This window comes from Paenibacillus sp. Soil750 (genome assembly GCF_001428045.1).
Lineage (GTDB): Bacteria > Bacillota > Bacilli > Paenibacillales > NBRC-103111 > Paenibacillus_E > Paenibacillus_E allorhizoplanae.
In genome coordinates this window covers 916,531-941,131 of sequence record NZ_LMSD01000012.1, presented here as the reverse complement: position 1 = coordinate 941,131, position 24,601 = coordinate 916,531, and the positions used below count along the sequence as shown (strand labels likewise).

The 24,601-nt window shown below is 45.6% G+C and carries 14 protein-coding genes; 10 read left to right on the top strand and 4 right to left on the bottom strand.

Translation table 11 applies throughout. The features are described 5' to 3' along the window. Positions 1-5 precede the first annotated feature (5 nt). The 3 genes from ASL11_RS15965 (at position 6) to ASL11_RS15955 (ending at position 3,792) form a co-directional block, all read left to right on the top strand. Positions 6-1,595, top strand: coding sequence for a response regulator (locus ASL11_RS15965; RefSeq protein WP_056616119.1), 1,590 nt, complete (start codon positions 6-8; stop codon positions 1,593-1,595). Positions 1,596-1,672: 77 nt separating this feature from the next. Further along, positions 1,673-2,980, top strand: a complete 1,308-nt coding sequence (locus ASL11_RS15960; protein ID WP_056616116.1) for an ABC transporter substrate-binding protein — start codon at positions 1,673-1,675, stop codon at positions 2,978-2,980. 122 nt (positions 2,981-3,102) lie between these two features. After that, the gene (locus tag ASL11_RS15955) at positions 3,103-3,792 is read left to right on the top strand and encodes a metal-dependent hydrolase (protein WP_056616113.1); all 690 of its coding nucleotides are present in this window, start codon (positions 3,103-3,105) and stop codon (positions 3,790-3,792) included. A gap of 17 nt (positions 3,793-3,809) precedes the next feature. On the opposite strand, the gene ASL11_RS15950 is transcribed toward ASL11_RS15955, so the two are convergent. Next, complete coding sequence (locus ASL11_RS15950) at positions 3,810-4,211, bottom strand: helix-turn-helix transcriptional regulator (protein WP_056616109.1); 402 nt, start codon at positions 4,209-4,211, stop codon at positions 3,810-3,812. 216 nt (positions 4,212-4,427) lie between these two features. On the opposite strand from ASL11_RS15950, the gene ASL11_RS15945 reads away from it, so the two are divergent. The 3 genes from ASL11_RS15945 to ASL11_RS15940 all read left to right on the top strand — a co-directional run bounded on the left by ASL11_RS15945 (position 4,428) and on the right by ASL11_RS15940 (position 13,657). Next, entirely contained in the window at positions 4,428-4,646 is a 219-nt protein-coding gene (locus ASL11_RS15945) for a helix-turn-helix domain-containing protein (RefSeq protein WP_327205105.1), read from the top strand. An 852-nt stretch (positions 4,647-5,498) separates the two neighbouring features. Beyond that, positions 5,499-5,747, top strand: a complete 249-nt coding sequence (locus tag ASL11_RS36980; RefSeq protein ID WP_162261654.1) for a hypothetical protein — start codon at positions 5,499-5,501, stop codon at positions 5,745-5,747. A gap of 23 nt (positions 5,748-5,770) precedes the next feature. Then, entirely contained in the window at positions 5,771-13,657 is a 7,887-nt protein-coding gene (locus tag ASL11_RS15940) for an endo-alpha-N-acetylgalactosaminidase family protein (RefSeq protein WP_162261653.1), read from the top strand. Between the two features lie 75 nt (positions 13,658-13,732). Here ASL11_RS15940 and ASL11_RS15935 read toward each other — a convergent pair whose 3' ends face one another. The 3 genes from ASL11_RS15935 to ASL11_RS15925 all read right to left on the bottom strand — a co-directional run bounded on the left by ASL11_RS15935 (position 13,733) and on the right by ASL11_RS15925 (position 16,991). Continuing rightward, on the bottom strand, positions 13,733-15,124 hold the full coding sequence (locus tag ASL11_RS15935; RefSeq protein WP_056616102.1) for an ABC transporter substrate-binding protein: 1,392 nt from the start codon (positions 15,122-15,124) through the stop codon (positions 13,733-13,735). A gap of 89 nt (positions 15,125-15,213) precedes the next feature. After that, on the bottom strand, positions 15,214-16,035 hold the full coding sequence (locus tag ASL11_RS15930; RefSeq protein ID WP_056616099.1) for a carbohydrate ABC transporter permease: 822 nt from the start codon (positions 16,033-16,035) through the stop codon (positions 15,214-15,216). Next, on the bottom strand, positions 16,032-16,991 hold the full coding sequence (locus tag ASL11_RS15925) for a carbohydrate ABC transporter permease (protein ID WP_056616096.1): 960 nt from the start codon (positions 16,989-16,991) through the stop codon (positions 16,032-16,034). Before ASL11_RS15925 ends, ASL11_RS15930 begins: the two co-directional genes overlap by 4 nt. 215 nt (positions 16,992-17,206) lie before the next feature. On the opposite strand from ASL11_RS15925, the gene ASL11_RS15920 reads away from it, so the two are divergent. The 4 genes from ASL11_RS15920 to ASL11_RS15905 all read left to right on the top strand — a co-directional run bounded on the left by ASL11_RS15920 (position 17,207) and on the right by ASL11_RS15905 (position 24,584). Next, positions 17,207-17,929, top strand: coding sequence for a glycerophosphodiester phosphodiesterase (locus tag ASL11_RS15920; RefSeq protein WP_082595493.1), 723 nt, complete (start codon positions 17,207-17,209; stop codon positions 17,927-17,929). 482 nt (positions 17,930-18,411) lie between these two features. Continuing rightward, a complete protein-coding gene (locus ASL11_RS15915; protein WP_056616090.1) occupies positions 18,412-21,519 on the top strand; it encodes an efflux RND transporter permease subunit in 3,108 nt (1,035 codons plus the stop codon). 32 nt (positions 21,520-21,551) lie between these two features. After that, positions 21,552-22,805 carry an efflux RND transporter periplasmic adaptor subunit gene (locus tag ASL11_RS15910; protein WP_082595492.1) on the top strand — a complete coding sequence of 418 codons (1,254 nt, stop codon included), beginning with the start codon at positions 21,552-21,554 and terminating at the stop codon, positions 22,803-22,805. Positions 22,806-22,832: 27 nt separating this feature from the next. After that, positions 22,833-24,584, top strand: a complete 1,752-nt coding sequence (locus ASL11_RS15905; protein WP_056616085.1) for a hypothetical protein — start codon at positions 22,833-22,835, stop codon at positions 24,582-24,584. Positions 24,585-24,601 lie beyond the last annotated feature (17 nt).

Sequence of the window (24,601 nt, the reverse complement as noted above, 5' to 3'; positions counted from 1 at the left end):
AGAGCATGTTTCGAGTTGTGATTGTGGAAGATGAATATATCGTAAGGTTCGGTATTCGCTCGATGATTGAATGGGATAAGCTTGGTTTAACGGTGAGCGGTGAAGCAGCGAATGGGCAAGAAGCGTTGGCGTTGATCCGCGAGACCCCACCGGATATTCTCATCACAGATATTAAAATGCCCGTTATGGATGGCATCACACTAATTACGGAAGTACGTAAAAGTTATCCGCATATGAAAATAGTTATCCTTAGCAATTTGGAAGATTTCCAATATGCGAAAGAAGCAATTCGCAATGGGGTTTCTGAATATATGATTAAATCAGATATGATGCCTCGGGACTTGGAGGAAACGCTGCTGCGAGTCAAGGAATCGATCCTAGCGGCATCACCAGCAAGTGAGCAGATGCATTCGGTAAGTGACATTGAGCCCCTCTTCAAAGAAAAACGGATGCTAGAACTCCTTGAAGAAATGGACCCTGATCGCAGCCAACAAATCGCAGAAAGCTTAAGATTCTCCGACGTTATGCTACCCTTATATGTGCTTCATATCGTGAAGAATGAGTGGGCGCAGAGTGTTGAGGAGGGGCAAGCTTTGATACGTAAGGCGAATGCAGAAGTGATGACGACTTTCTCAGAGGATGTCTATGAAGTTTTTCCAGATCGACAAGGGGAAATAAACGTACTTCTTTTTGCAAGGAAAATGACGGTTGTTGGTTTGTCTGAGATGAAGACATGGGCACAGTCCGTCGTTCTCTATCTCAAGGACCACTGTGACATGTCGTGTACAGTAGGTGTTAGTATGAGTACGTCTACTTGGTCAGGGCTGCATCAAGCCTACGAGCAAGCGAAAGCCGCAGCGAAATATAAAATGTTCATTGGCCCTGAACGAGCGATTCTGTATGGTGTTGATTATGTACCTCTACCAAGTCAGTTGGCGGAGAATATTAAAGTGAGTACAACGCATATTCATGCGATGGTCTATGCTTTTCAAACGAAAGAGCTGCAAGCTTATTTGGAAGATATTTTCGAACAGCTTACAGCACGTAAAGACTATGATCTCGTGGAAATTATTTCGCTGGAGCTGCTAATCCTACTCACGACGCTATGGTCAGAGGTGGCAAGTGATCAGCAAAGCATCCTCCAATTAAAGAAACAGTATTATGAGCAATTATCCAAATTAGAGACGATTCAGATGAGTAAAGCTTGGTTTCTGCAAGCATTCGAGGAACTCGTTAGGCATATGATCGGTGTGTATAATAGTGATCGCAACGGTATTATTAAGGCAGCGCAGTATATCGGGCAGTACTACCAACAAGAGATTTCGCTGCAATCGATCAGCAGTTTGGTGCACTTAAGTAAAAACTATTTTGCTAATCTGTTCAAAAAAGAAATGGGTGAAAGCTTTCTGGAATATCTGACGCGGATTCGCATCGAGAAAGCCATGACCTTATTAACAAGTGAGCTCAAGACAGCAGATATTGGGCATTTGGTAGGCATTCCAGACCCAAAATATTTCTCGAAAGTATTTAAGAAAATAACAGGTCTATCCCCGTCGGAATATCGTATTCGAGCCAAAGAAGACAAGTCATCGTAGTTTTCTTAAAAAACTTGATTGCAAACGCTTACCGAGGAGCTGTTACTTAGTATCATAAGGGGAAAGGGGGGATCGAATTGTTAGATAAAAAAAAGATCACACGGGTCGTCGGAATCGGGTGTATATGGACGCTCACATTCGTGCTTACGGGATGCTCTTTTCTGTCCAATAATCCTAAACAAGTAGCTGAGAACAAGAAAATCGTGGCGGGCCCAACAGCGCCAGTGGAAATATCGTTCTGGAATCCATTCGGCGGTGGTGAAGGGGAGTTCGTGGAGCGTATTGTTCAAGATTTCAATACTTCACAGAAGGCCGTCTACGTGAAGCAGCTTCGCTTGGAATCTAATGAATATTATGTGAAGCTGAGCACGGCGCTTTCTTCGGGGAAAGGTCCCGATGTCGCTGTTGCGCATGTTGACCGCATGTCACCATTCGTAAAGGCGAAGCAAATTATGCCATTGGATGAATTGGCGAGTGAGGTTGGATTTGAATTCAAGGACTTAGAGGAGAGCAACGTACGAAGTGTAAGCTTCATGAGTAAGCCGTACGCGCTGCCATTAGACACGCATTTTCACATGTTATATTACAATAAGGATATTTTGAAAAAAGCGGGCTTATTGAATGAGGATGAAACGCCTAAGCTGGCCATCTCAACGCCGGAGGCTTTTATTCAAATGCTGCAGCAGATTCAAGCAAAAGTACCGAATGTTGAACCATTTGCAGTAAATACGCCATATTTCCAAGAGCCATTCCTTAATATGTATTATCAAGCAGGCGGAGAATTATTGGATGTTAGCAAGGCGAAAGTAACTATCCATAATGACAAATCGCTTCGTGTGTTGAAGTTTTATCAACAGATCTATGCAAGCAAGCTCTCCGATGTGAACGATAAGACCCCGTGGGACACCTTTCATAATGGCAAAGCTGCGTTATGGATGGGAGGTGTATGGGAAGCAGGCTATCATTTAAGTGAGTCTTCCCTTCCTGCGGGGATCATGCCGCTTCCAACTCTATTCGGCTCTTCGATGCAGTGGGGGAGTTCACATACTCTCGTGATTCCTAGTTATGTAACGAAGGATCAACAACGTGCTGCCATGGCATTCATGTCTTATTTCTCCAAAGTAGGTTCTATGCTATGGGGTCAAGCCGGGCATGTGCCCGCCAATCGAGCTGTTCTTCAAAGCCAAGCCTATAAGCAATTGCCTTATCGGAAGCTTTTTATCGAAGCGCAGCATCAAGTTAAATTTGCACCACAAACGGATAAATATGCAACGATGTTTACAACATTGTCCGAAGAGCTCCAAAGTATCGTAATGGGAGGCATGGATCCCGAGGAAGGGCTCGTGCAGTTAGAGAAAAAAATGAATAGTGTGTTGGCTAACTAAGCTGTATATATGTCCCCTTGCGGAACTTTCCGGGAGGGGATATTTGTAACGTCTGGAAGAATTTCGATTCGAAAAGGTACCTATGATAAAATGAACCTATTAACCCAGAGGAGCTGAAATAAGTGAACATTATTTTCCATGGACAAAGCTGTGTCGAAATTAGATTGAAGCAACACACCTTGATTATAGACCCCTTTCTTACTGGTAATCCGCAAGCAACGGTCAAAGCGGAAGATATCAAGGCAGACTACATCCTTGTTACCCATGGACATGGAGATCATGTTGGAGACACGTTATCTATTGCTGAGCGCAACGATGCTACTGTTATTGCTCCTAACGATTTGGCCAGATATTTGGGCTTTGAGGGGGCAAAAACACACGGGATGGGAATCGGCGGGGCTTATGAGTTTCCATTTGGTAAAGTAAAACTGACCCTAGCCTTACACGATTCTTCCTATAATCCGCCAGGCACCAAAGAAAATATCTATACAGGCATGGCGAGTGGATTCTTGCTTAAAGTAGAAGGAAAAACCATTTATCATGCAGGGGACACGGGGTTATTTAAAGATATGAAGCTGATTGGCAAAATGAACGATATTGATCTGGCCTTTCTGCCGATCGGGGATAACTACACGATGGGACCGGAAGATGCCGTGATCGCTGCGGGATATTTGAAAGCTGACACCGTTGTGCCTATGCACTATAATACGTTCCCTGTGATTGAACAGGATCCGAACGCTTTTGTAGCAAGCCTGGAAGAAGAAGGCATCAAAGGCTTAGTGATGGCACCGGGGCAACAAATAACGCTGTAATCGCGTGAAAGGAGCCATTATGATGAGGGTTCACTCTCGGTGCTTTTGCTAGATTGACGCTCTTTCCAGAATAGGACGGTAAGCATGCGCTCTACCCATTCCTTATCTTCAGGTGTAAGGATAAAACCATCAAACATGAGCTCATTTTCACGAAGAAAACGCCGTAGATTAACAGGATTGCTTTCAAACTGTTGGTTCGCTTGAGAGGACTCGAGATAACCAGCAATATCCATCAGCTCCGAGTAAGACGTGTTGAGCCCCTCAGATAATTTCATCAAGACATCGGGAGAAGGAATTCCGCGGTTACCATTCTCAAGTTGAGAGATGTATGCCGCGGACACACCTGAGCGATCAGCTAGTTCGCGGATTGTGAAGCCTTTCATTTTGCGCATATCTCGTAATTTATCGTAAAAGTACATGCCTGCTCATCCTCATTCCCTAAAGTAAACATTAGTAAACGTTATAATACTATCAGTTTACTATAGTAATTACAACGGTGAGTTTCGATCCTAATAATAAATGTTGTATACCATAGATTCGATTACTAAAGTAAACATTTATTGTTGCATTAGTGAATAAATGCGGTATACTTCAAATAGGACGAAGTGAGGATGGGGGACTGACATTTAACGCCGATGCATATTCAAATTAAGGCCAAAACAGATGCATTCATTAAAGCAAGGGTCATGAAAGGCTATTCGCAACGAGAGCTGGCACGGCATTCTGGCCTGAGCCACGCGTACATAAGTTTACTTGAACGGTCGATTAAATCAGTGGGCCCATCAACCGCTAAGCGATTAAGCGAAGTGCTGGAGATGGAGTTAGAGGAGCTTTTTCATATCCATATAGCCTGAAAATCTTAAAACCGATGTCCCCTAGGTTGGGGAGCATCGGTTTTTGTTATGCACTACCGAGCAGATTCAGACACAAAAGAACAGAAAAGCAGGGAGTCCAAATGCTAACGGACGCCACGGCAGTTACGTCCGTTAGAAAAGCAAGCAACCTCTTTTCGCGATACTCTTTAGGTTTGGAAGTTTGCTCGCCTGTTTATCTAGATACATTGACAACCCTTCCCATACACACATCAGATTGGGTTTATACCAAGGATCTGAGGCAGAGCCTCAGGTCTTCCTTAACATTACGATTGACTATTGACGATTTCTAAGATGGACTGATGTATTCTCTTAATGCCTGTCATTCTTACTTTAATACAACGGAAATGAGAACTAGGCTGTATTCAGGCTCTGGCTAGTGAAGCATACTTGGAAGCAGGTGGGAGGGCCAGCGTGCTGACCTTCAACAAGAAATACATTTATGTATAGAAAGCTTAACTGATAGGGAGTGATCATGACTCGACGATAAAATAGGATGTATTCTTTAGCTTTCCGTTATGGTTTGAGGGTTCTTTAGTTGAAAGTTGACAATCTGATATATGTTTAAGGAGGGAATAACTTTGAGCAAAATGAAACGCAGGCTTCTGAGCATGGTAGTGGTTTTGGCCATGATACTGTCGCTAATCGGCGCCAACCTTACGCCGTTGACAGTATTTGCGTCCGTCACAGATGGAGCCGAGGCTGATTTAAGCGTAACACAGCAATCATCTGCAAACGCTTACAACGTAGCGTTTACCATCAACAAAGACGGCCAGTCGTTTGACGAGCACGGCAAAACGTTCACCCTGCGGCAAAATGGGGAAATCATTGATAATGGTTCCGCCATTGGCGGCACGGTTACATTTAACGTTTACGACGGTACATATAACATTTTTGACGGCAGCGACGACACTGGCGAAACGATTGTCGTCTCTGGAACTGCTGCCAAAACGCTCAACTACTACACGGTTGAATTCAAGGCCGAGGATGCAGGTGCGTCCAATGGCTCAGCGATCATCGCTAAATACAACGACAACTTCATTGCCAGCGGGGCTGTGGTTCTCGGTGGCAAAACACTGGTGATTACCGCCGAAGGCCGGGGTGCGATGTCATCTCCGCCGAACGTGCTCGAAGCCGGGTATTCGTACAAATGGAGCGGTGAAGGGGCAAACGATCAAACCACCGACACGCTCATAATTAACAATCTGAACAGGAAGATTGATGTGCTCTGCAGCGTGAAGGGAAGTCTGAGGTTGTACGCTGCGGGCAGAAACAGCGCCAATGCTGCTAAAGCATACTATACGCTGCCAGAGGTTTTGACGAGTGGACTAATGACGGTTAAGTTCGATTACGTCACATCGGTAACCAGTCCGAACACGGCTGTCTCCTTGGTTCAAAGCGGTACCGCTTTGAATGCGGATGTCGATAAAATGAACGCCCTTGTGCGGTTCAATACAGGGATTGGCGCATATAACGGCACAGGGTGGGGTGCTGATGTCATCTCTCCTTTAGTGGCAAATAAAGTGTATCATGTCAGTGTCGCGATTGATATGACCGCTAAAACATACAGCGCATGGGTAACACCGGAGGGCGGTTCGGAGACGCAAATTGCCACAAACTTTGCGTTCAGGGCAAAAAACCCTGCAAACATTGCCGAGCTACGGGTGCTTGATACAAGGACCTCAGGCAATAACGGCGTTACAAAGCAAATGTGGATTGAGAATATAACAGTTTCCAAGAAACCGGAGCTGACGGTTCTTCTTAATGGAGAAGCGCATCCTGACATCAGCGCAGTGGATTTCGTACTGATGCAAGACGGCGTCGTAAAGGCTAGCGGCGTCAAGAATGGCAACAAGGTTGTCTTTAACGAGACGTTGAACGACGGCATATATGACATATATGTCAATAGCACTAATTCTAACGTAAAGCTCACGATCACCAATGGGGGAGGCAGCGCTACGGTCGATCTGGGCACTGAAGAGAGCAGAGCGAGGAAAGCGCTGCAAGAACTTGTCACGACCATTGAGGGGCGTGGTCTTAAAGAGGACCGCTACACCTTGGCTACATGGGTGCCGTTTGCCACGGCACTGGCCGGGGCGAAAGACTTGCTTCTCGACGAGACAGCGATGGCAGTAACACTCAATACCGTGTTGAGCAACTTGAGCAAAGCGTATGAATCGCTTGTGCTTATCCCGCGTGCCAACGGCATCTACAAGGCGGCGTACGCGGATAAGTTCGGCGGCACCGTAGTTCGCACCAACATTGGCAACACTAGCAACGGCGCGACGTATCCGAATGGCAGCTATTCGTCGCCTCCGGCTGGTCAGCCTAATGACAGATCTGTTCTGGGCGGCTTATACACAGGCAGCGACCCCCAAACTTATAGGGCGAAGCCAGGTGCCGGCGTTACATTCCCTTTTACAATTCATAAAGATGGTAAATACGGATTCATGTTGAAGTTCTCCCGCGTCAATTACGAAATTGAGGACTATATCAGTGTGTATGTCAATTACGATCAGGTTGAAAAAAATGAAAACGGCTCTCCGAAAACGCCTGGTAATTACCGTATTCCCCTTGCAGGCAAGGACAGCGAGCTTGTGTTTGTTGAATCCGATATTTGGACGATGGACCTGAAAGAGGGCGATACCATCTCTCTGGTGCTGGACACCTCCAGTCTTGATGTAGTGGACTATCCAGACAAGGGTCTTGTCAATATCGACTATATTTCCGTCTGGGAGGTGGAGCAGTCTTACTCATACGACTCCTTCAACCGCAACTTCTACCTCCTGACAGGCAATGAGATCATTATTCCGGAGCCCGTGACCTTCCCACTCACTTGGTCCAGCAGTGACCCGGAGACTGCGACAGTGGATCCTGTGACTGGAAGGATTCAAACGATTAAGGCCGGGGACGTCGTCATTACGTCCACTGGTACCGGCGGTACGTTTAAGTACAATCTGTACATAAAGAATAACGAAAGCGATATTAGGTTGAAAACCGCCCAAGTCTCGCTGTGGGATACGGCAAACAATGTGTTCGACCCACCGGCGGCGGTACGGAATAGCAACGCCAGTGAAGTCCCGGAGAACATCCCGATCGCGTTAACTGGCCTTAGCGGCGGGATCAGAGTAGGCAATGGGTTTGTGGATACGATGGACTACGTCCCTGTGGGTTCGTCTATTGAAATCGACGTTCCCGATGCCGTCGTGAAAAAGCCCGGTATGTACGACATCACCCTGAACTATGCGAAAGGCAGCTCTCAGGCGAGCGGCCAATTGGGGCTGCTTGTGAACGGCCAGCTTGCAGGCACTTTATATACGAGGACAACGGCCAGCCTGACCAGTACGGAACAGTCGAACATCGTTACAGTGTATTTGAAACCCGGCGATACAATAGGCATCCGTACGATCGTCAATCCGAAGGACGCCGTTGGACGCTTCAACAGTTTGACGGTGACCGAGAACGTAGTGATTCCGCCTTCATCTGTTACACTGTCCGCTACTACTAGCGTGAATCATCAAGACCAGACAACGCTGAATTATACAACGGTCCCAGCGAACGCCACGCCAGCCTTTGTCTGGACAGCCGCCAACACCGACATCGTGTCCGTGTACGGCAACCTAGTGGTCGGAGAAAATGTTGGTGAGACAACGGTTACAGCGACTTCCATATATAACTCGGTAATTAAGTCAACCGGTACGGTGACGGTTGCAGAAAACAGCAGCATTTTCAGCATCGAAAGCAATGAAGTAAAGGTCTATCTGGATAAGGACTTCCCTCGCGCCATTCAGTATGAGATGAAGGACAGCGGTGCGAAGATCGACGGCAACCGTAACAAGCTGGACACGCTCAAGTTGACCACTGGCATGACATATAGCTTAAATACATCCCAAGGGTTGACAGGTTCAACGGTTAAGGACTACAAGCCCATCGTTACATCCAGTGAGCCATTCCAGAACGCAGACGGCAGCCAACATGTTATCTATACCCTGCGAGTGACCGAGTTGAACGCGGAAATAAAGATCAAGGCAACGGTCGAGGGGATGGTACTCAAGTTTGATTTTATAGAGATTAAGGAGGATCCCGCCAACCGTATTTTCGTAATCGAAATACCGAATCATAATCCGGTAACTGTCAGCAATTTTAATACCGGCTCCTCATTTGCCGGTTCCAAAATGGAAAGCAATATCGGAAGGAGCGGCGATAGCTTTTACAATATCAAAGATATGATGACCGGCTCTGATTATTATAACTACGCCTTTGTGTCAAACGGCAGCGTGGCCGCCAGCATTCAGAGTAATGCCTTCGGATTGACTGACGGCAGCGTGGCAAGACGCGTTTTCGCTGAAACCAAGAGAAACGATTCGCTGGTCACAACGAGTCTGCTCAGCGGATCCTGGGTATGGCGATTCCCTGATGCAACCAAGAAATTTATTGACAATGAGGGTAGATACGGAGAGGAGGAAGCCTTAATAACCAGAACGTATACAGATGAACCATACGAAAGGGATATGCCGCATGTCTGGGTCGTGCTGGCTGAAGAAAACAATAACGATGGCATCGTTAACTGGCAGGATGCGGCCAATGAGTACCGCAGCGTCGCTAAAGTGGCGGTCGGCTCGGACAAAATTGCCGACGCGGTCGTACAACGGCTGATTATGTCACAGGGAAACGAATCCAACTACCCGTATCTGGCATCAGTGGATGAAACTAAGCGTATCTGGCTGCATACGGACGGCTTGGGACAAATCATCCTGCAAAAATACCACAACGCAGGCAACTGGGGCGACTTCAGCGTCTACGATGACCAACTGGGCGGCTTGGACGAGTTCCGAAAGTTTACCGACATTACGACTAACCAGTACAACAGCTTTGTCGGTGTCCACACCAACTTTACAGAGTATTTCGCGAAGGTTGACCAGTTTAGCTATGAGAACGTCGAAATGCAAGCCGACGGAATCACCCCGCGAAGCAAAGGTTATGTGGCGTTCGGTTACTACCTGCACCAAGCCTATGTGATCGACGACCAGTTGGATGCGTTAACCCGAGATAATGATAATGAGGCAAGCCAAGAAAAAAGCCGTTATGAGCGCATGAATCGTTTTAAAACCGACATCCCGGATTTGGGCTTCATTTACAGCGATGTGTACTCCCACAACGGCTGGCGCGGAAACGCCTTGGCGCGGGATTACGAGGATAATGGCCTTGCATACTTTGTGGAGTGGCCGTACGTCTCAGAGGACTCCGCTGCGTGGGCGCACTGGTCCGTGGAAAAGAGCTATAGCCCGGCGTCGCTTAAGGGATATTCCAGCGATATTGCCCGGTTTATCTTCAACGACTCCAAAGACCGCTGGGATAACTACACGACCGACAACTGGAAGGCAGACATTGAGGAAACCCGTGTACCGAACAGTGCTTTCCTGCTGATGGGCGCCGATACGACCTCCTACGAGGGCTGGGTGCACAATGGTATCAACGAATATGACTCGATTGTTGAGAAAATCTATCGCAACAACATCCCAACCAAGTACATGCAGCACTTCCCCGTTACGCGCATGGAAAAGGATAAGGATGGCTGGGCGGACTACATCGAGTTTAATAACGGAGAAGTGAAGGTTTATGCAGAGGGTTATGAGAACCTCAATAACGAAACAAGAAATAGCAAACGCATCATAGAAAAAGACGGAAAGAAGATTTACGAGCAGGTTAACGCCATCGGTACAGATCAAGGTTCGACCAAGTACCTGATACCGTGGAACGAGGGCGACATGCAAAAGCTTGATGAGCAAGAACAAAAGGAGATCAAACTATACCATTGGAACGATGACGGCGGCAGTACGACCTGGGAACTCCCCAACAGTTGGGCGGGCCTCAATACCGTCTACGTGTATAAGTTGTCCGACCTGGGCAAGTCTTCTGAACAGGTTCTAACAGTAGTAAATGGAAAAATTACTATCCATACAGATGCAAGAACCCCGTATGTGGTGTACAAAGAACAGCAGGATATGGATGTGGACGTCGACTTTGGCGAGGGACAATATGTGAGTAACCCCGGCTTCAGCACAGGTAACACCCTCAAAGGTTGGAAAACTGTAAATGGGAATCCCGAAGTAGTACGTAACGACAACACAACGATGCCACTCTTCACCACTGACGGTGCCGTAGCGCAACCTAACTCGAATGCCGACAACCATGGTAGAAGCCGCAATTGGGAGCTGGCGGTTAAGGATGGTAACGAAACGGAGGTCAGCCAGACAATCACCGGCCTGAATCCAGGTGACGAGTACGCCGTATCGGTTATGGTGGAGGTTCAACGTGGAAAAACGCGCAAGGCGTCGCTCATCGTGGATACAGATGGAGCTAGGCGCTCTAGTTACACAGATTCCTCCGTCTTGCTCAACTATGACCGCTACGACTCCAAAGAAAAAACCGGTATGCTCCGTATGCGCGTCGTATTCACCGCGGACGCACCTACAGCAACAATACGGTTGCAAGCAGTGGCGGGCGAAGGCGAGGTGCGATTTGACAACGTGCGTATGTACAGGACTACCACACCAACACCGAAGACTCCGGTGACCGACGGGAAAATCATCCTGTATCAGGATTTCGAATCCGCGCCGGATGGAACAACTGAAGCGGGTACGTCCATCAACAAACCTACTTTTGAGGGCTTCTTGCCCTTTAATCTTGGTAACGGCGGAGGGTTTCGCGAAGCCAGAACGATCATGCAGCGCAGACATGATCCCTATACGCAAAACAATACTGTACCCGTTTGGGGTAGTAACGCTCCCGAAAGTGTAAGAAACTTTGTGCAGCCAACGAAAGACCAAGCGGGAAATACGGTTACTGGCCAATGGTGGGATACTACGACCATCCCGGTTGATCTGGTTGTGGACGGCAAAACCTCATTCTCTAACATCACCGGCAGTGGGGGCATTATGTACCAGACTACACCTCAGAGCCTCCGGTTTGAAGAGGGCAAGGCATACCGTATTAGCTTTGACTACCAAACCGGCCTAAATGGCATCTTCGCCTTTGTGCTAGGGAATGGTATGAAAGGGACACTAAGTCAGAGAGTTTCTTCGACAACCGTGGAATTTACAGGACTTCAACACCATGATTATCTGCAAGGCACGATGGGTCCGTATTTTAACAATGTGAATTCGAACCGGTCGGACGGCGGCGTGCCAATAACCGCGATGCCTGAAGGTTGGGCAGCCAATGGCACTTACCGCAACATCGACATTAAGAAAGCAGTGCCGAACTGGAAAGGGTATTATGAGTACGAGTTCGTGAGCACATCCGACCAGACTTGGTTCGGTATCTTACGGAACAATGACTCACCGACGCCGAGCGATAACCCCAATCCTTTTATCATCGACAATCTGCTAATCGTGGAAGTGGGCGAGGTTGTCTCGGGAGACGCAACGCTTTCTAACTTGACCGTTAGCGCAGGTGTACTGTCTCCGGAATTCAGCTCGGACACTACGAGTTACGCAGTAAATGTGGATAACAATGTCAGCAGTATTACCATTGCTGCCACAAATAACCACAACGCTGCGACGGTCAGCGGAGCGGGCGTAAAATCTCTGAGCGTAGGTCTGAATACATTTGAGGTAGTTGTTACTGCCGAAGATGGTACGCAGAAAACCTACACGGTAACTGTGAACCGTGCTGGGAAAGACGCCTCCAATGACGCAACGCTTTCTAATCTGACTGTTAGCACAGGTGTACTGTCCCCAGAATTTAGCTCGGACATTACGAGCTACGCAGTAAATGTGGATAACAGTGTCAGCAGTATTACGATTACTGCCACAAATAACCACAGCGCTGCGACGGTTAACGGGGCAGGCGTAAAATCTCTAAATGTAGGGCTGAATACATTTGATGTAGGTGTTATTGCTGAAGATGATACGCAGAGGACCTATACCCTAGCAGTGACCCGTGCCAGCGCTCCGCAGACAGACAACGGTTCTGAAGGCAGCGGTTCTGGGGACACCAGCTCCGAGACTCCTTCTCAGCCAGTCCCGACACCTGTCCCGACTCCTACTCCGAAACCAGCCGAAAATGATTGGATCCTACAGGTTGAGGAAGATACGGATGCAACCACCATGATCGAAAGCACATCGGAGCAAACGAAAGCAGCTGAAGACGCAGTAGCGGCAACTGCGGCGAACAACGCAAACACAAGTGTGACCATTGTGGCAGTTGCACCCCCAGTGATTGTGAAAACATCAGGAGATGTCAACAAACCTTATGCTGTAACCGTGAATATGCAACCCGACGAGGACAAAGCGGAATTCACTACGATGGCAATCGTAAATGCCGACGGCACATTGACCCCGGTACCTACCAAATTGAATAGTGATGGTACGGTAACCGTCATCGTCCGCGGCGATGTCACGCTGGTGCCAGTGAACGTCAAGTCCAACTTCATCGATGCGATCGGGCATTACGCAAGTGATGAAATTAACAGGGCGGCGGCGTTGATGCTGATCGTCGGCGTGGGTAACAGCAGATTCGCCCCATCAGAGTCGGTCACTGTTGCGGAAGCCAGTACGATATTCCTACGGGCACTTGGCATCCCGGCCAATAAAGCCGCTTCTGCCGTGAACGGAGTAGATCAGAACAAATGGTATGCCGTTAATGTCAATACAGCAGCTGATAATAAGCTGATTGACATAATCGAAAATAACGTTAAACCTGACAGCCCCATGACTCGCATTGAGACAGCGACATTGATTGTCAACGCTCTGAAGGCATTGAACATGAATCCCACGATGTCACTTCAGGAGGCGGATGAGTTGTTGCTGAAAGACTTCACCGATCTGCCGGGGCTGACGACGTCAGAGCGTGTAGATCTAGCTATTACGGTTAAGCTGGGGATCTTTACAGGCAATGGCGATGGAACCATGGCCCCGCACGCTGACCTGCAGCGAGCTCATCTGGCAAGTCTTGCGGTTAGATTTCAGGATTATATTCTGAAACGCTAAGGAGTCACCTTAGTCGTAGGCAGTTGAAAATCAGAAAACCGATGTCCCCATGATTGGGGCGCATCGGTTTTTGCTTTATTTCACAGTCTTATTATAAGCACCAATTTTCTCCGTAATGCTCTTAGCTGCGTTATCCAGCGCTTCTTTGGGAGCCTTTTTGCCAGTCAAAGCCTCTTCGATAGCTGTTTCGACAATTTGACGAGCTTCTGGGAATACACCCATAACCGCACCTTGCGTTGCTGTGTTGGCTTTTGTTTTGTGCAATTGATCGATGGCTGTTTGGAATTGCGGATATTTCGTAAGATTATCTTTGATGATTTGTTCATCATAGGCTTTTTTCGTAATTGGGAAGTAGCCTGTGTTTACGTTCCACCATGCTTGTGTTTGCGGATTCGTTAGAAATTTAATAAATTCCCATGCGCCTTGTTGCTCAGCTTCCGACTTATTGTTCAAGATGTAAAGACTCGCTCCGCCTACAACTACACCGCCTTCTTTGGCATCCGATGGCTTCGGAAGCGGGCCTGTGCCTACTTGGAATTTGCCTTCAGCTCCGCTGACAATACCACGGAGGGATGCTGTGGAATCTAGAGTCATGGCGATTTGGCCAGCTAGGAAAGCTTTTTTCGTATCATCTGTTTTACGTCCAAGATTAGCAGACGTTTTGCTGTCGACCATCTCTTTCCACCAGGTTAGCGTTTTGACACCAGCGTCATTGTTAACCAAGGCTTCTGTTGCAGCAGCGGTACGGCCATTTCCGTTATTAAGGAATTCAACACCTTGGTTAGCGAAGAATTGCTCCATAAACCAGCCATAGATCGCAAAAGAAGAACCGGATTTTCCATCTTTACTTAGTGCTTTAGAAGTATTCGCAATTTCTTCATACGTGGTTGGCGGTTTCTCTGGATCAAGACCGGCAGCTTTGAACATGTCTTTGTTGTAATACAAGATAGGGTTCGATGTATTGAATGGCATGGAATTTAGTTTGCCATCGACTTTATAATAATTCAGAATGTTCTCTTCGAGCTGGGAAAGATCAAATTTATCGGCATCAACAAATTTTTGAACAGGTGTAATGGCTTTAGAATCGATCATAAAGCGGGAGCCGATTTCGTAAACTTGAATGAGGGAGGGGCCGCTTTTGGTATCCATCGATGCTTTCATTTTGTTAATGCTCTCATCGTACGTACCTTGGAATACAGCCTCAACTTGTACATTCTTCTGGGAGCCATTGAAATCTGCCACTAATTTATCGACGGCTTTGCCAAGCTCTCCACTCATCGAGTGCCACCAGATTACTTTAACGGGTTCAGTTGGTTTTTTGACATCCGCCGCTGCCGTACTTGTTGCAGGTTTACTTTCTGTCGTAGTGCCTGAAGTCGTTGTTTCTGCTTTGCCGCATGCACTAGTTAACAGCACCATAATTGCAGTCATAGCAAGGATGGAGCTTCTTGTTTTCAATGATTTCATCGTCTATTTCTCTCCCTTATCTCTAATCTAAAATATATGGAAATCTGCTTCAGCATTGTAGCTGAACAGAGTGGCCATCAGAGGATGGATTAACCTTTCACAGCACCAGCGGTAAGTCCGCGAACGAGCTGTTTTAAACCGAGAATGAGCAATAAGAGGGACGGCAGTAATACGATGGTTACACCTGCCAGAACCAAATTCCATACAGTCAACTCTTCGAATTGCAGCATCGCGATGCCAATTTGCACGGTTCTCATGGCTTCGCTGTTCGTTATGAGCAGTGGCCATAGATACATGTTCCATGCATTTAAAAAGGCATACACAGCTAACGTTGCCAAGGCTGGACGCCCGAGCGGAAGCACAATTCGAAGGAACATGCGAAAATGTCCGCAACCATCGATTCGTGCCGCTTCGAACAGCTCTTTGGGCAGCTGTAAGAAGAATTGCCGCAGAAGGAAGGTTCCGAAGGCCGTAGCCAAGAATGGAACGGTTAGCCCCTGCATGCTATCGAGCCAGTCCCATTTTTTAACCGTCAAATAGTTGGGAATAATGGTGACCTCCCAGGGAATCATCATGGTAGCCATGAAGAGCGCAAAGATGAAGGCTTTACCCATGAACCGAATATTGGTAAAGGCATAAGCGGCCATGCTGGATGTAATCAGCTGTCCCAGGGTAATCACGATAGATACAATGAGACTATTGGTAACAAATTTGGCGATGGGCACAAGCTTGAATACGTCGATGATACTTCCCAGATAAAAGCTGCTTGGCAAGAAGTGAGGGGGATAGGCGGATGCTTCCTCTGGTGTCATCAATGCAGATGAGAATGTATAGAAAATGGGATAAAGAACAAGTGCGGCACAGATGATCAATAGGGTGTAGACGAAGGTATGTTGCAAACGGGTCATCATTGATAGTGCACCTTCTTTTCAAATACTTTAAACTGAATGATTGTGAAAATAAGGATAATGGTAAAGAGGACAAGTGCTTGCGCGCTGCCAGTTCCGAACCGGAAGTTGATAAAAGCATCCTGATATAAGGTGTAGACAAGTACGTCTGTGGAGTTGACGGGTCCACCTTTGGTCAGAATATGAATTTGTCCGAAGGACTGAAAAGCACCGATGATCGACACGATCGTGACGAAGAATACCGTCGGTGACAATAATGGAAGGACGATTTGCACAAAGGTGCGAATGGGGCCAGATCCATCGATTTTGGCGCTGTCATAGATTTCATCAGGAACTCCTTGTAAACCACTTAACAAGACAATGTAGGTGAAGCCGAGATTCATCCAAACAGTCATCATAGAAACAGAAAGCAGTGCCCATCGCGGGTCAGTCAGCCATGCCACAGGTTCTAGGCCAACTTGTTGAAGTAAATAATTCAACATGCCAACACTCGGGTGAAATAGCATCATCCAGATCACAGCGGAAGTACCTACGGATAGGACAACAGGCAATGAGAATATGAATTGAAAGATTCGCATACCTTTGAGTTGATTATGCGTTAACGCAGCGAGCATCAGCGCGATGATGATCACAGTAGGAACCGTTAGTAGAGTAAACAGGCCAGTAACGCCGAGACTCTGATAAAATCGTTCTGAAGTAAAAATAGCTGTGAAATTATCGAAACCGACATAGGAGGCCACTCGGCCACGAGGATCAGTTTCGTGTAAACTGAGATAGAAGGTTTGTATCAAGGGATAGAACAAGAAGACAGCGAACAACAAGAGTGAGGGAGCTAAGAAAACATAACCAAGGATTGTCTCCGCCCATTTCTGGCTAATTGCTGCCTTGCGCGGATGCGCTGCTTGTACAGTCGTTTTTGATTTTCTTGCATGAGGTAAATCTCTTTCTATTGCATTCATTTCAAGCTCCTCCATGAACATTATTCAACATGTACGCCTCGTTACTAGACTAACGCTTGTTTATTTGACCAATGTCAAATTCAAGTGAAGATTTTGTATATTTTTAGATGAATTTACAAAAACAATAGAATTTCTTACTGGGCAGAATTAGGTGCATTCAACTATAATTTGAGCATATTTAGCTAGTCTATCTGGATAGGAGAGTGAATTTGAACATGCAGCAACCGATCGTAATTGGACATCGCGGAGCATCTGGTGAGGCGCCTGAAAACACATTAGCTTCTTTCGCACTAGCTTTAGAACAAGGTGCTGAAGGGATTGAACTTGATGTACAAATAACAAAAGATGGCGAGATTGTCGTCTGTCATGATTTAACGCTGGATCGGACCACAAACGGATCCGGACTTATTTGTGAGCATAATTGGGAAGAGTTGAATTCCTTAGATGCTGGCATCTGGTTCTCTGAAGCATTCACGGGAGAGAGAATTCCTCATCTGCGTCAAGTATTCGAGCTGGTACCACTGGGACATTTCATCAATGTGGAAGTAAAACACGCTTATGAGGGAAGAATGGAGAAGGCGTTGTTGGCATTTTTGGACGAAATGGATAGATGGGAAGATATCGTGATCTCTTCCTTTGATCACAAGCTGATTCACGAGATCAAACAAGCGCAGCCTAAGGCGAAAGTGGGATTGCTTTATGCAGCCAATTTAATAGACCATGCAGCCTATGCTAAGCAATTGGGGGTAGATGTGTTTTCTTTGCATCCGTATCACCACTGTATTAACAAGGAGGATGTTGTCGCGGCTGAAGCTGCAGGACTGGCTGTTTATCCATATACGGCAAATGATGTTGCGGATTATAAAAGGTTGATTGCTGCTGGTGTTACGGGGATTATTACCGATTATCCAGCGCGATTGCGGAATCTGCTTGGCTAAATTGGTCAGAGGATGAGATAAAAAGAACCAGTAAACTTTGAGTTTACTGGTTCTTTCGTGTCTTAAGAATTGTGTTTTTGAGCGTGTAAGAAAACCGTCATGTGAAATCACACTGCAAAACAATCTAATGTCTAATGTCTTGATATCAAATTTCACGCAATATTTTCTTTTAACAGTTGAAGGAGCTTTTCAAAACAACATAGTTTGAAAAGCTGTAAACCGATGCCCTCGTATTTGGAGGAGCATCGGTTTTTGTTTTGTTGGAAAGTCACAATCATTTTAACTGTTCATATTACCAAAATATGACTTAAATATGACTTTACTCACCTGTTTTAATCACAATGAAAAGCTATAATAAATCCGATCGAGCATACATGGAATTGTCAACTTTAGGATATTTACTGTTAAAAAATTCCAAGTAAAATGTAAGAGTGAGTAGTAAGCATGTAAGCATTAAAGCTGGTGATAGGGGAGAAGTGAGAATGTCAAAGTTAACTGAGTTTTCAATGAAAAATGTGGCAGCGATTTTCATCGTCATGCTGCTGTTGGTCGTAGGAGGAACTTATTCTACTACCACACTAAAGGTAGAAAGTATGCCTGATATTACATTCCCGGTTGTCATTATTAGCACGACCTATGTAGCACCCCCGAAGGATGTCCTTGATGAAATTACGAAGCCATTAGAGAAGGCTGTTGCGGGGTTGGATGGACTCAAGACCCTAAGCTCCGGATCACAGGACAATTACTCACAGATTATCCTGGAGTTGGACCAAGATAAGAAGCCGGAAGATGTTAAGAAAGATGTAGAGAGCTTGATATCTAACGTTAAGCTGCCTCAAGGCTCTGAGAAGCCCAAAGTGTTAACAGCAGGTTTTGCTTCTGACCCTGTCTATTATTTGGCCGTTTACGGTGAGGTAGGAATGAACCAAACCGAGCTGGATAAAGCCTACAAAGATACAATTCTTCCTGGTTTTAATGGGCTCAAGGGAATTGACCATGTCGACTCTGTAGGCAATCAGGATGCTGTTCTTACTATTAAGCTTGATGCGCCTGCGATAAATAATTATGGTTTAACACCATCAGAAGTTTCTAGTTTAATCAAAGCTTCATTGGTATCTAGCCCGGCAGGTACAGTAGATTTCAATGGAAACACACAGATGGTTCGAGTCAAAGGTGAACTAGATACAATTTATAACTTGGATAACTTGAAAATCACCACGAAAACAGGCGATACACTGCTTCTCAAACAAATTGCCAAAGTAGAAGCAATCAGTGAGTCCAAATTCATTGCCCGATTAGATGATCTGCCAGCCATTGGTGTGCTGCTTTACAAAACGAAAGCTGCGAATGCGGTAGAATTTGCAGATAGTGCTGACAAGCTAATGACTGACTGGAGCCAAACGCTGCCTGGCGTAAAGTTCCACAAAATTTATAATTCTGCCAACGATATTAAAGATTCTATCCACGGCATGGTGCAAGAAGGTGGATTAGGTGCCATACTTGCTTCATTAATGATCTTGCTTTTCCTACGCAATGCACGTATGACAATCATCGTACTCGTGTCGATTCCTCTCTCCATTCTTGTTACGTTACTATTTATGGGTCCTCTAGGCATTTCCCTCAACATCATGACTTTAGGTGGGATGGCCATTGCAGTCGGGCGAGTCGTGGATGACAGTATAGTCGTTATTGAGAATATCTATAGTCAGCTGCAAAAAGCTCAAGATCGTAATGAATCTGTTATTAAATTAGCAACGAAACAAGTTTCCAGCGCAATTACCTCCTCTACCATTACAACAGTCGGTGTATTTGGTCCCATTGGATTCGTAAGTGGTGTCGTTGGTGAAGTATTCCGTCCTTTTGCTATAACACTTGTCGTAGCCCTAATGTCATCATTAATTGTGGCACTAACGGTAATTCCAATGTTAGCGAAGATTATGGTGCTTAAAAGCAAGAAGCTTGCAAGTCATGATGACAGTCACGTCGGCCCAATGGGTGTGAAATATAGGAAAGCACTCATATGGTCCTTGAATAACCGAATCAAAACGTTATTTATGGCTGGGGTTGCGCTTATAATCTCGATTTTCATTACAGTACCTAATTTAGCAGTAGCTTTTATGCCGGATAGTGAAGCAGTCAAACAAGGTGTAATTGAGATTAAAATGCCGCGAGAAACATCCATTGAAATGATGAATGAGAAGTCCAAAGAACTTGAAAAAGAACTAAAATTACACACAGATGAAGCTGGCAAACCTGCATTCAAGTACATTGAATCTCTTGTTGGATATAACCAAAGCAGTGATCGATTTGCTTATCGAGCAATGATGTTCTTCGAGCTAACAGCTGAAACCAATGCGACTGAGGGAGTCAAAACGTATAAAGAAGACATGTTGAAACTGATGCCAGATGGATCAGATGTGAATATTACACTGTTTACAGGAGGACCTCCTACCGCAACAGGAGCTGACTTCTCCTATTCCCTGAAAGGGGATGACCAGCTTTACCTGAAGCAAGCTTCCCAGTTGGTCAAAGATAAAATGAAGGAATTCCCTGAGCTGAATGACATTAAAGACAGCTTGAGTGATTCCAAAACGGAAGTCGAGATTGTCGTAAATCAAAACAAAGCACGATTGTATGGTCTCTCAAGTGCTCAAATTTTGCAAGCAGTCAACGCCTGGATAGCAGAAGAGAAGTTAGGTGATTTGAAATTTAATAACATCACTTACGCCACGAAGGTTATGTTGAATCCTATGTACAAAAACTCCGTGGATAAATTGGGTACTTTCTTAATCAAGACGCCTACTGGTCAAACGATACAGTTAAATGAAGTAGCTCGTGTTGAACAAATTGAGGCACCTAACAGCATTAGTCGTGAAGATCAAGAACAAATCGTGAGTGTAAGAGCCAAAATTGATGCTACGGATAAAGGTGGCGTCAGCAAGAAAATTACCGAAGAACTGGCTAAGTTAGAACTGCCTTCTGGCGTCACTCGTGAAGTAAAGGGTGTATCCGACGATATTCAAAAAAGTTTCATGCAAATGTTTATGGCTATTATAGCTTCCATCTTCATTGTGTACATGGTTATGGTTATTGCCTTTGGTAACGCTAGAGCGCCGCTTGCCATTCTGTTTTCACTGCCGCTAGCAGCTATTGGGGGCCTCTTAGGACTACTAATAACCGGCGAATCGATCAACGTAACGTCACTCATCGGCTTCCTCATGCTAATTGGTATCGTTGTAACCAATGCGATTGTACTCGTAGACCGCGTGCAGCAGCTGAGAGAGCAAGATTATTCGATTCGTGACGCACTCATTGAAGCCGGCATTACGAGATTAAGACCTATTATCATGACGGCAGGTGCAACGATACTTGCACTGATGCCTTTAGGACTTGGATTATCCAAAGGAACGATCATTTCCAAAGGTTTGGCCGTTGTCGTTATTGGTGGTCTTACGACTTCGACTCTACTAACGCTCGTAATCGTGCCAATTATTTATGAGATTCTATTTAAGAAAAGAGAAGGCGGCCTCTTCAAGAGAAAAGGTAAGCCGAATGCCATTCAATCAGAGCAAGTAGCACCTGCACGTTAATCATCTATATCGGGGAAAAGGGGAAAATGAATATGAAACGTCAGTTGTTTATGATCAAACAGAGCACCAAGATATTCGGTGTCCTCGCGCTTAGCGCGGCGATAGCCGTAGGATGTTCCTCAACACCAGCAGTAAGCCCTGCGGCAACAACAGCTGCCCAGCAAGGGGATAAGGTAGTGAAAACGGCAAAAGTCACAAAGCAAAAGATTGGTGAACCTCTAGAACAAGTGGGTGATGTCGTATCATCCGTTCAATTAGATATTATTGCCAAGTCCGGTGGCGAAGTTGTTGAAATCCTGAAAAAACGTGGAGATATCGTAGAGAAAGGCGAAGTGCTTTTCCGATTGGATCCAACGGATGTGCTGATACAAAAAGATCTGAATGCAGTAAGTATCAAAGGAGCACAGGCTGGACTTACAGCGGCTAAGCAAAATACATCGAATGGTATCGAAGATGCCAAAGACCGTGTTGCTAAGATGGAGAGCGCGGTTAGTGACCTAGAGAAGGCTTACAGCAGGGTTCACAATGAATACGATCTAGGAACAGCAGCGAAATCCGATTTAGAACAGATGGAAACGAAGCTAAACAATTCCAAAAAAGATCTGGCCAGCGAACGTAGATCGCTGAAAACCATGCAAGAGACGAATTCGCTGGCACAAGCGCAGTCCAGTTTAGAATCAGCGCAAGTAAATGCGAAGAATATCGAGAGGGCTCTGAGCAATCTGGAGGTAAAAGCACCAGCTTCCGGTGTGCTGACGGATCTCAATGTGACGGTCGGTCAGACAGTAGCGCCAGGCGGTCGCGTAGGGGAAGTTCAACAGACGAATCCAGTTAAAATCAAATCCCAACTTAGTGAAGAGTCAGCTAATCTTGTTAGAGGTAAGAGTGAATTGACATTCTACATTCCTGGCGTAACGACGAAAGCCGGAGCCAAAGTAACCTACTTATCGGATGTTATTAATGGACAATCCAAAGCTTATGATCTGGAATTGGAAGTCCCGAATCCGGAGGGCAAGCTGAAACCAGGATCGAAGGCACAAGTGGAACTAACCAAAGAAGATGAACAAAACGTGCCTGTTATTCCAAGCCTTAGCATCGTTCGTGAAGGCGGAAATAACTTTGTTTATGTCGTAAGCGGCGATAAGGTACAAAAGCGTAAACTTGAACTTGGTCGTTTGAATGAGACGAATCAGGAAGTTATTTCTGGGGTCAAAGAAGGAGAGATTCTGGTAATTTCCGGACAACATCAACTGAAAGATCAAGACACGGTAAAAGTAAGTAACTAACCTAATAATTATGAGGAGGAGACATAAGTGAATATCAAGATGAAGAGATCTCTAGCTACTCTTGTTCTATCAGCTGTCCTTTTATCTACAGCATCATTACCCGCATGGGCTGCGGATGGTCAGAACTTGTCAGCACTAGCTGCAGCAAGCACGAATGTTAGCTACGCGCTTTCCAATAAAGTTGAGGTTGAAATAAAAAGCATGCTCAATGAGCATGAATCGGATTCCACTAAGTTAGGTACAGTCCTTCGCATTAGAAATACGAGCGATAAAATCACGCGTATACCTGACTTTGAACTACGGGTTCTGATGGCAGACGGTATTGAATATATACTGCAGCCTAGTGCCAAAAATCCGAAGTCCATTCAACCCAAGAGTCAGCTGGAGCTTAGCTACCTGTCGATAGTTGAACGGAGTGACGATGTTGATCTAACGAGCCTCAACTTTATAGATGTGGATATGGACGTGTATCCGAAAAAAGAAACAACACTGCTAACTATCCCTGTTGATGCTGGTATCGTATGGAACGGCAGTGACAGTACCATCTCGAAATCATCTGCTATTCTTAAATGGGGAGAAGCCTTTACCTTACCATCATCGCGCTCACCACTTGGCTTCATTCCTGTAGACATTCATAAGGAAATTACAGCGAAAGGCGTTTCCACGGTAGTTCAAATTCAAGTCGTAAATGCAACCAAAGAACGTCAGACTGTACCTAATTTTGGGATTGATGGAAAGTCAGAAAGTAAGGTTTATTCCGGTAGTCGTGCCGAAGCTGCAGTTACGCTAGATCCCGGTGAGAAGCGATATATCCATATCGTCATTCCAACAGAGCTGGATACGGAATTCACCAGCCTGAATGTAGTCACACCAGAGAGTTTTGCTGTTTCATTGGGTGAAGGTAAGTTCCTTGAAGACACCTACCGGGTAGGTCGTGTCAATATTCTTCTTCCTACAGATGCTGTGACGCAGGGAGTCATCCCAGCCCCCGAATATACATTAGGTACGCCAGTTAGGCTAGATGCAACGAATAAATTCGTGCCTTCTAATGTTGATCTTTCATTGGTCGAATTACATGTAACAAGTAATGAAGATGATGGCTTCAATACGGCAGTGGCAAAGTTTAAATTGACGAACAATAGTGACCGTCCGATCCCAATTCCAGCTATTCAAACGGAGCTTGTTAGTTTAGATGGTTATGCTTATGGAGGAAGAAGACAGGAAGCTACAGCACTAAGTGTTGTTCCTAATGCTTCCTATGTCGTCAGCTATTCGTATGCACTTCCAGCTTCGGAGACAGGTGAAGGTCTTAAAATGAACCTCTACAGTCAACAATCTAATGGAGACATATCGTATAAATCACTTCTTGCCTCGGCCAAGGTACCTGTTCAGAAAAATGACCTGACGAGTAAAGTACTAAACGTGTATCCCTATGAAATCACCATCAAAGATTGGACGATTTCAGCTATTTTCCAAGCCAATATGAGTTATGATTATAAGCTGAAGCTAGATCTAAGTATGAAGCCAGATAAGCAAGTTACGGTGGATAAGTTTAATAGTAGGCTCTCATTCGAATTATTCGATAATGTTGGAAATCCTGTTGGAAAATCAGTTCAAGCCTTGTCAGGCGAAGGCCGTTTGTACAATGGAACTAACACAATAGATTTAAACGCAAGATCCAACCAACTTGATTTCCCAATTCAGGTCAAAGTATTTGAGACGTTCACGAACGAATATGGTGAGTCCGTTAAGCGGTTGTTGACCACTTTCAAACAATAGTTAGATGTAAAAGACCG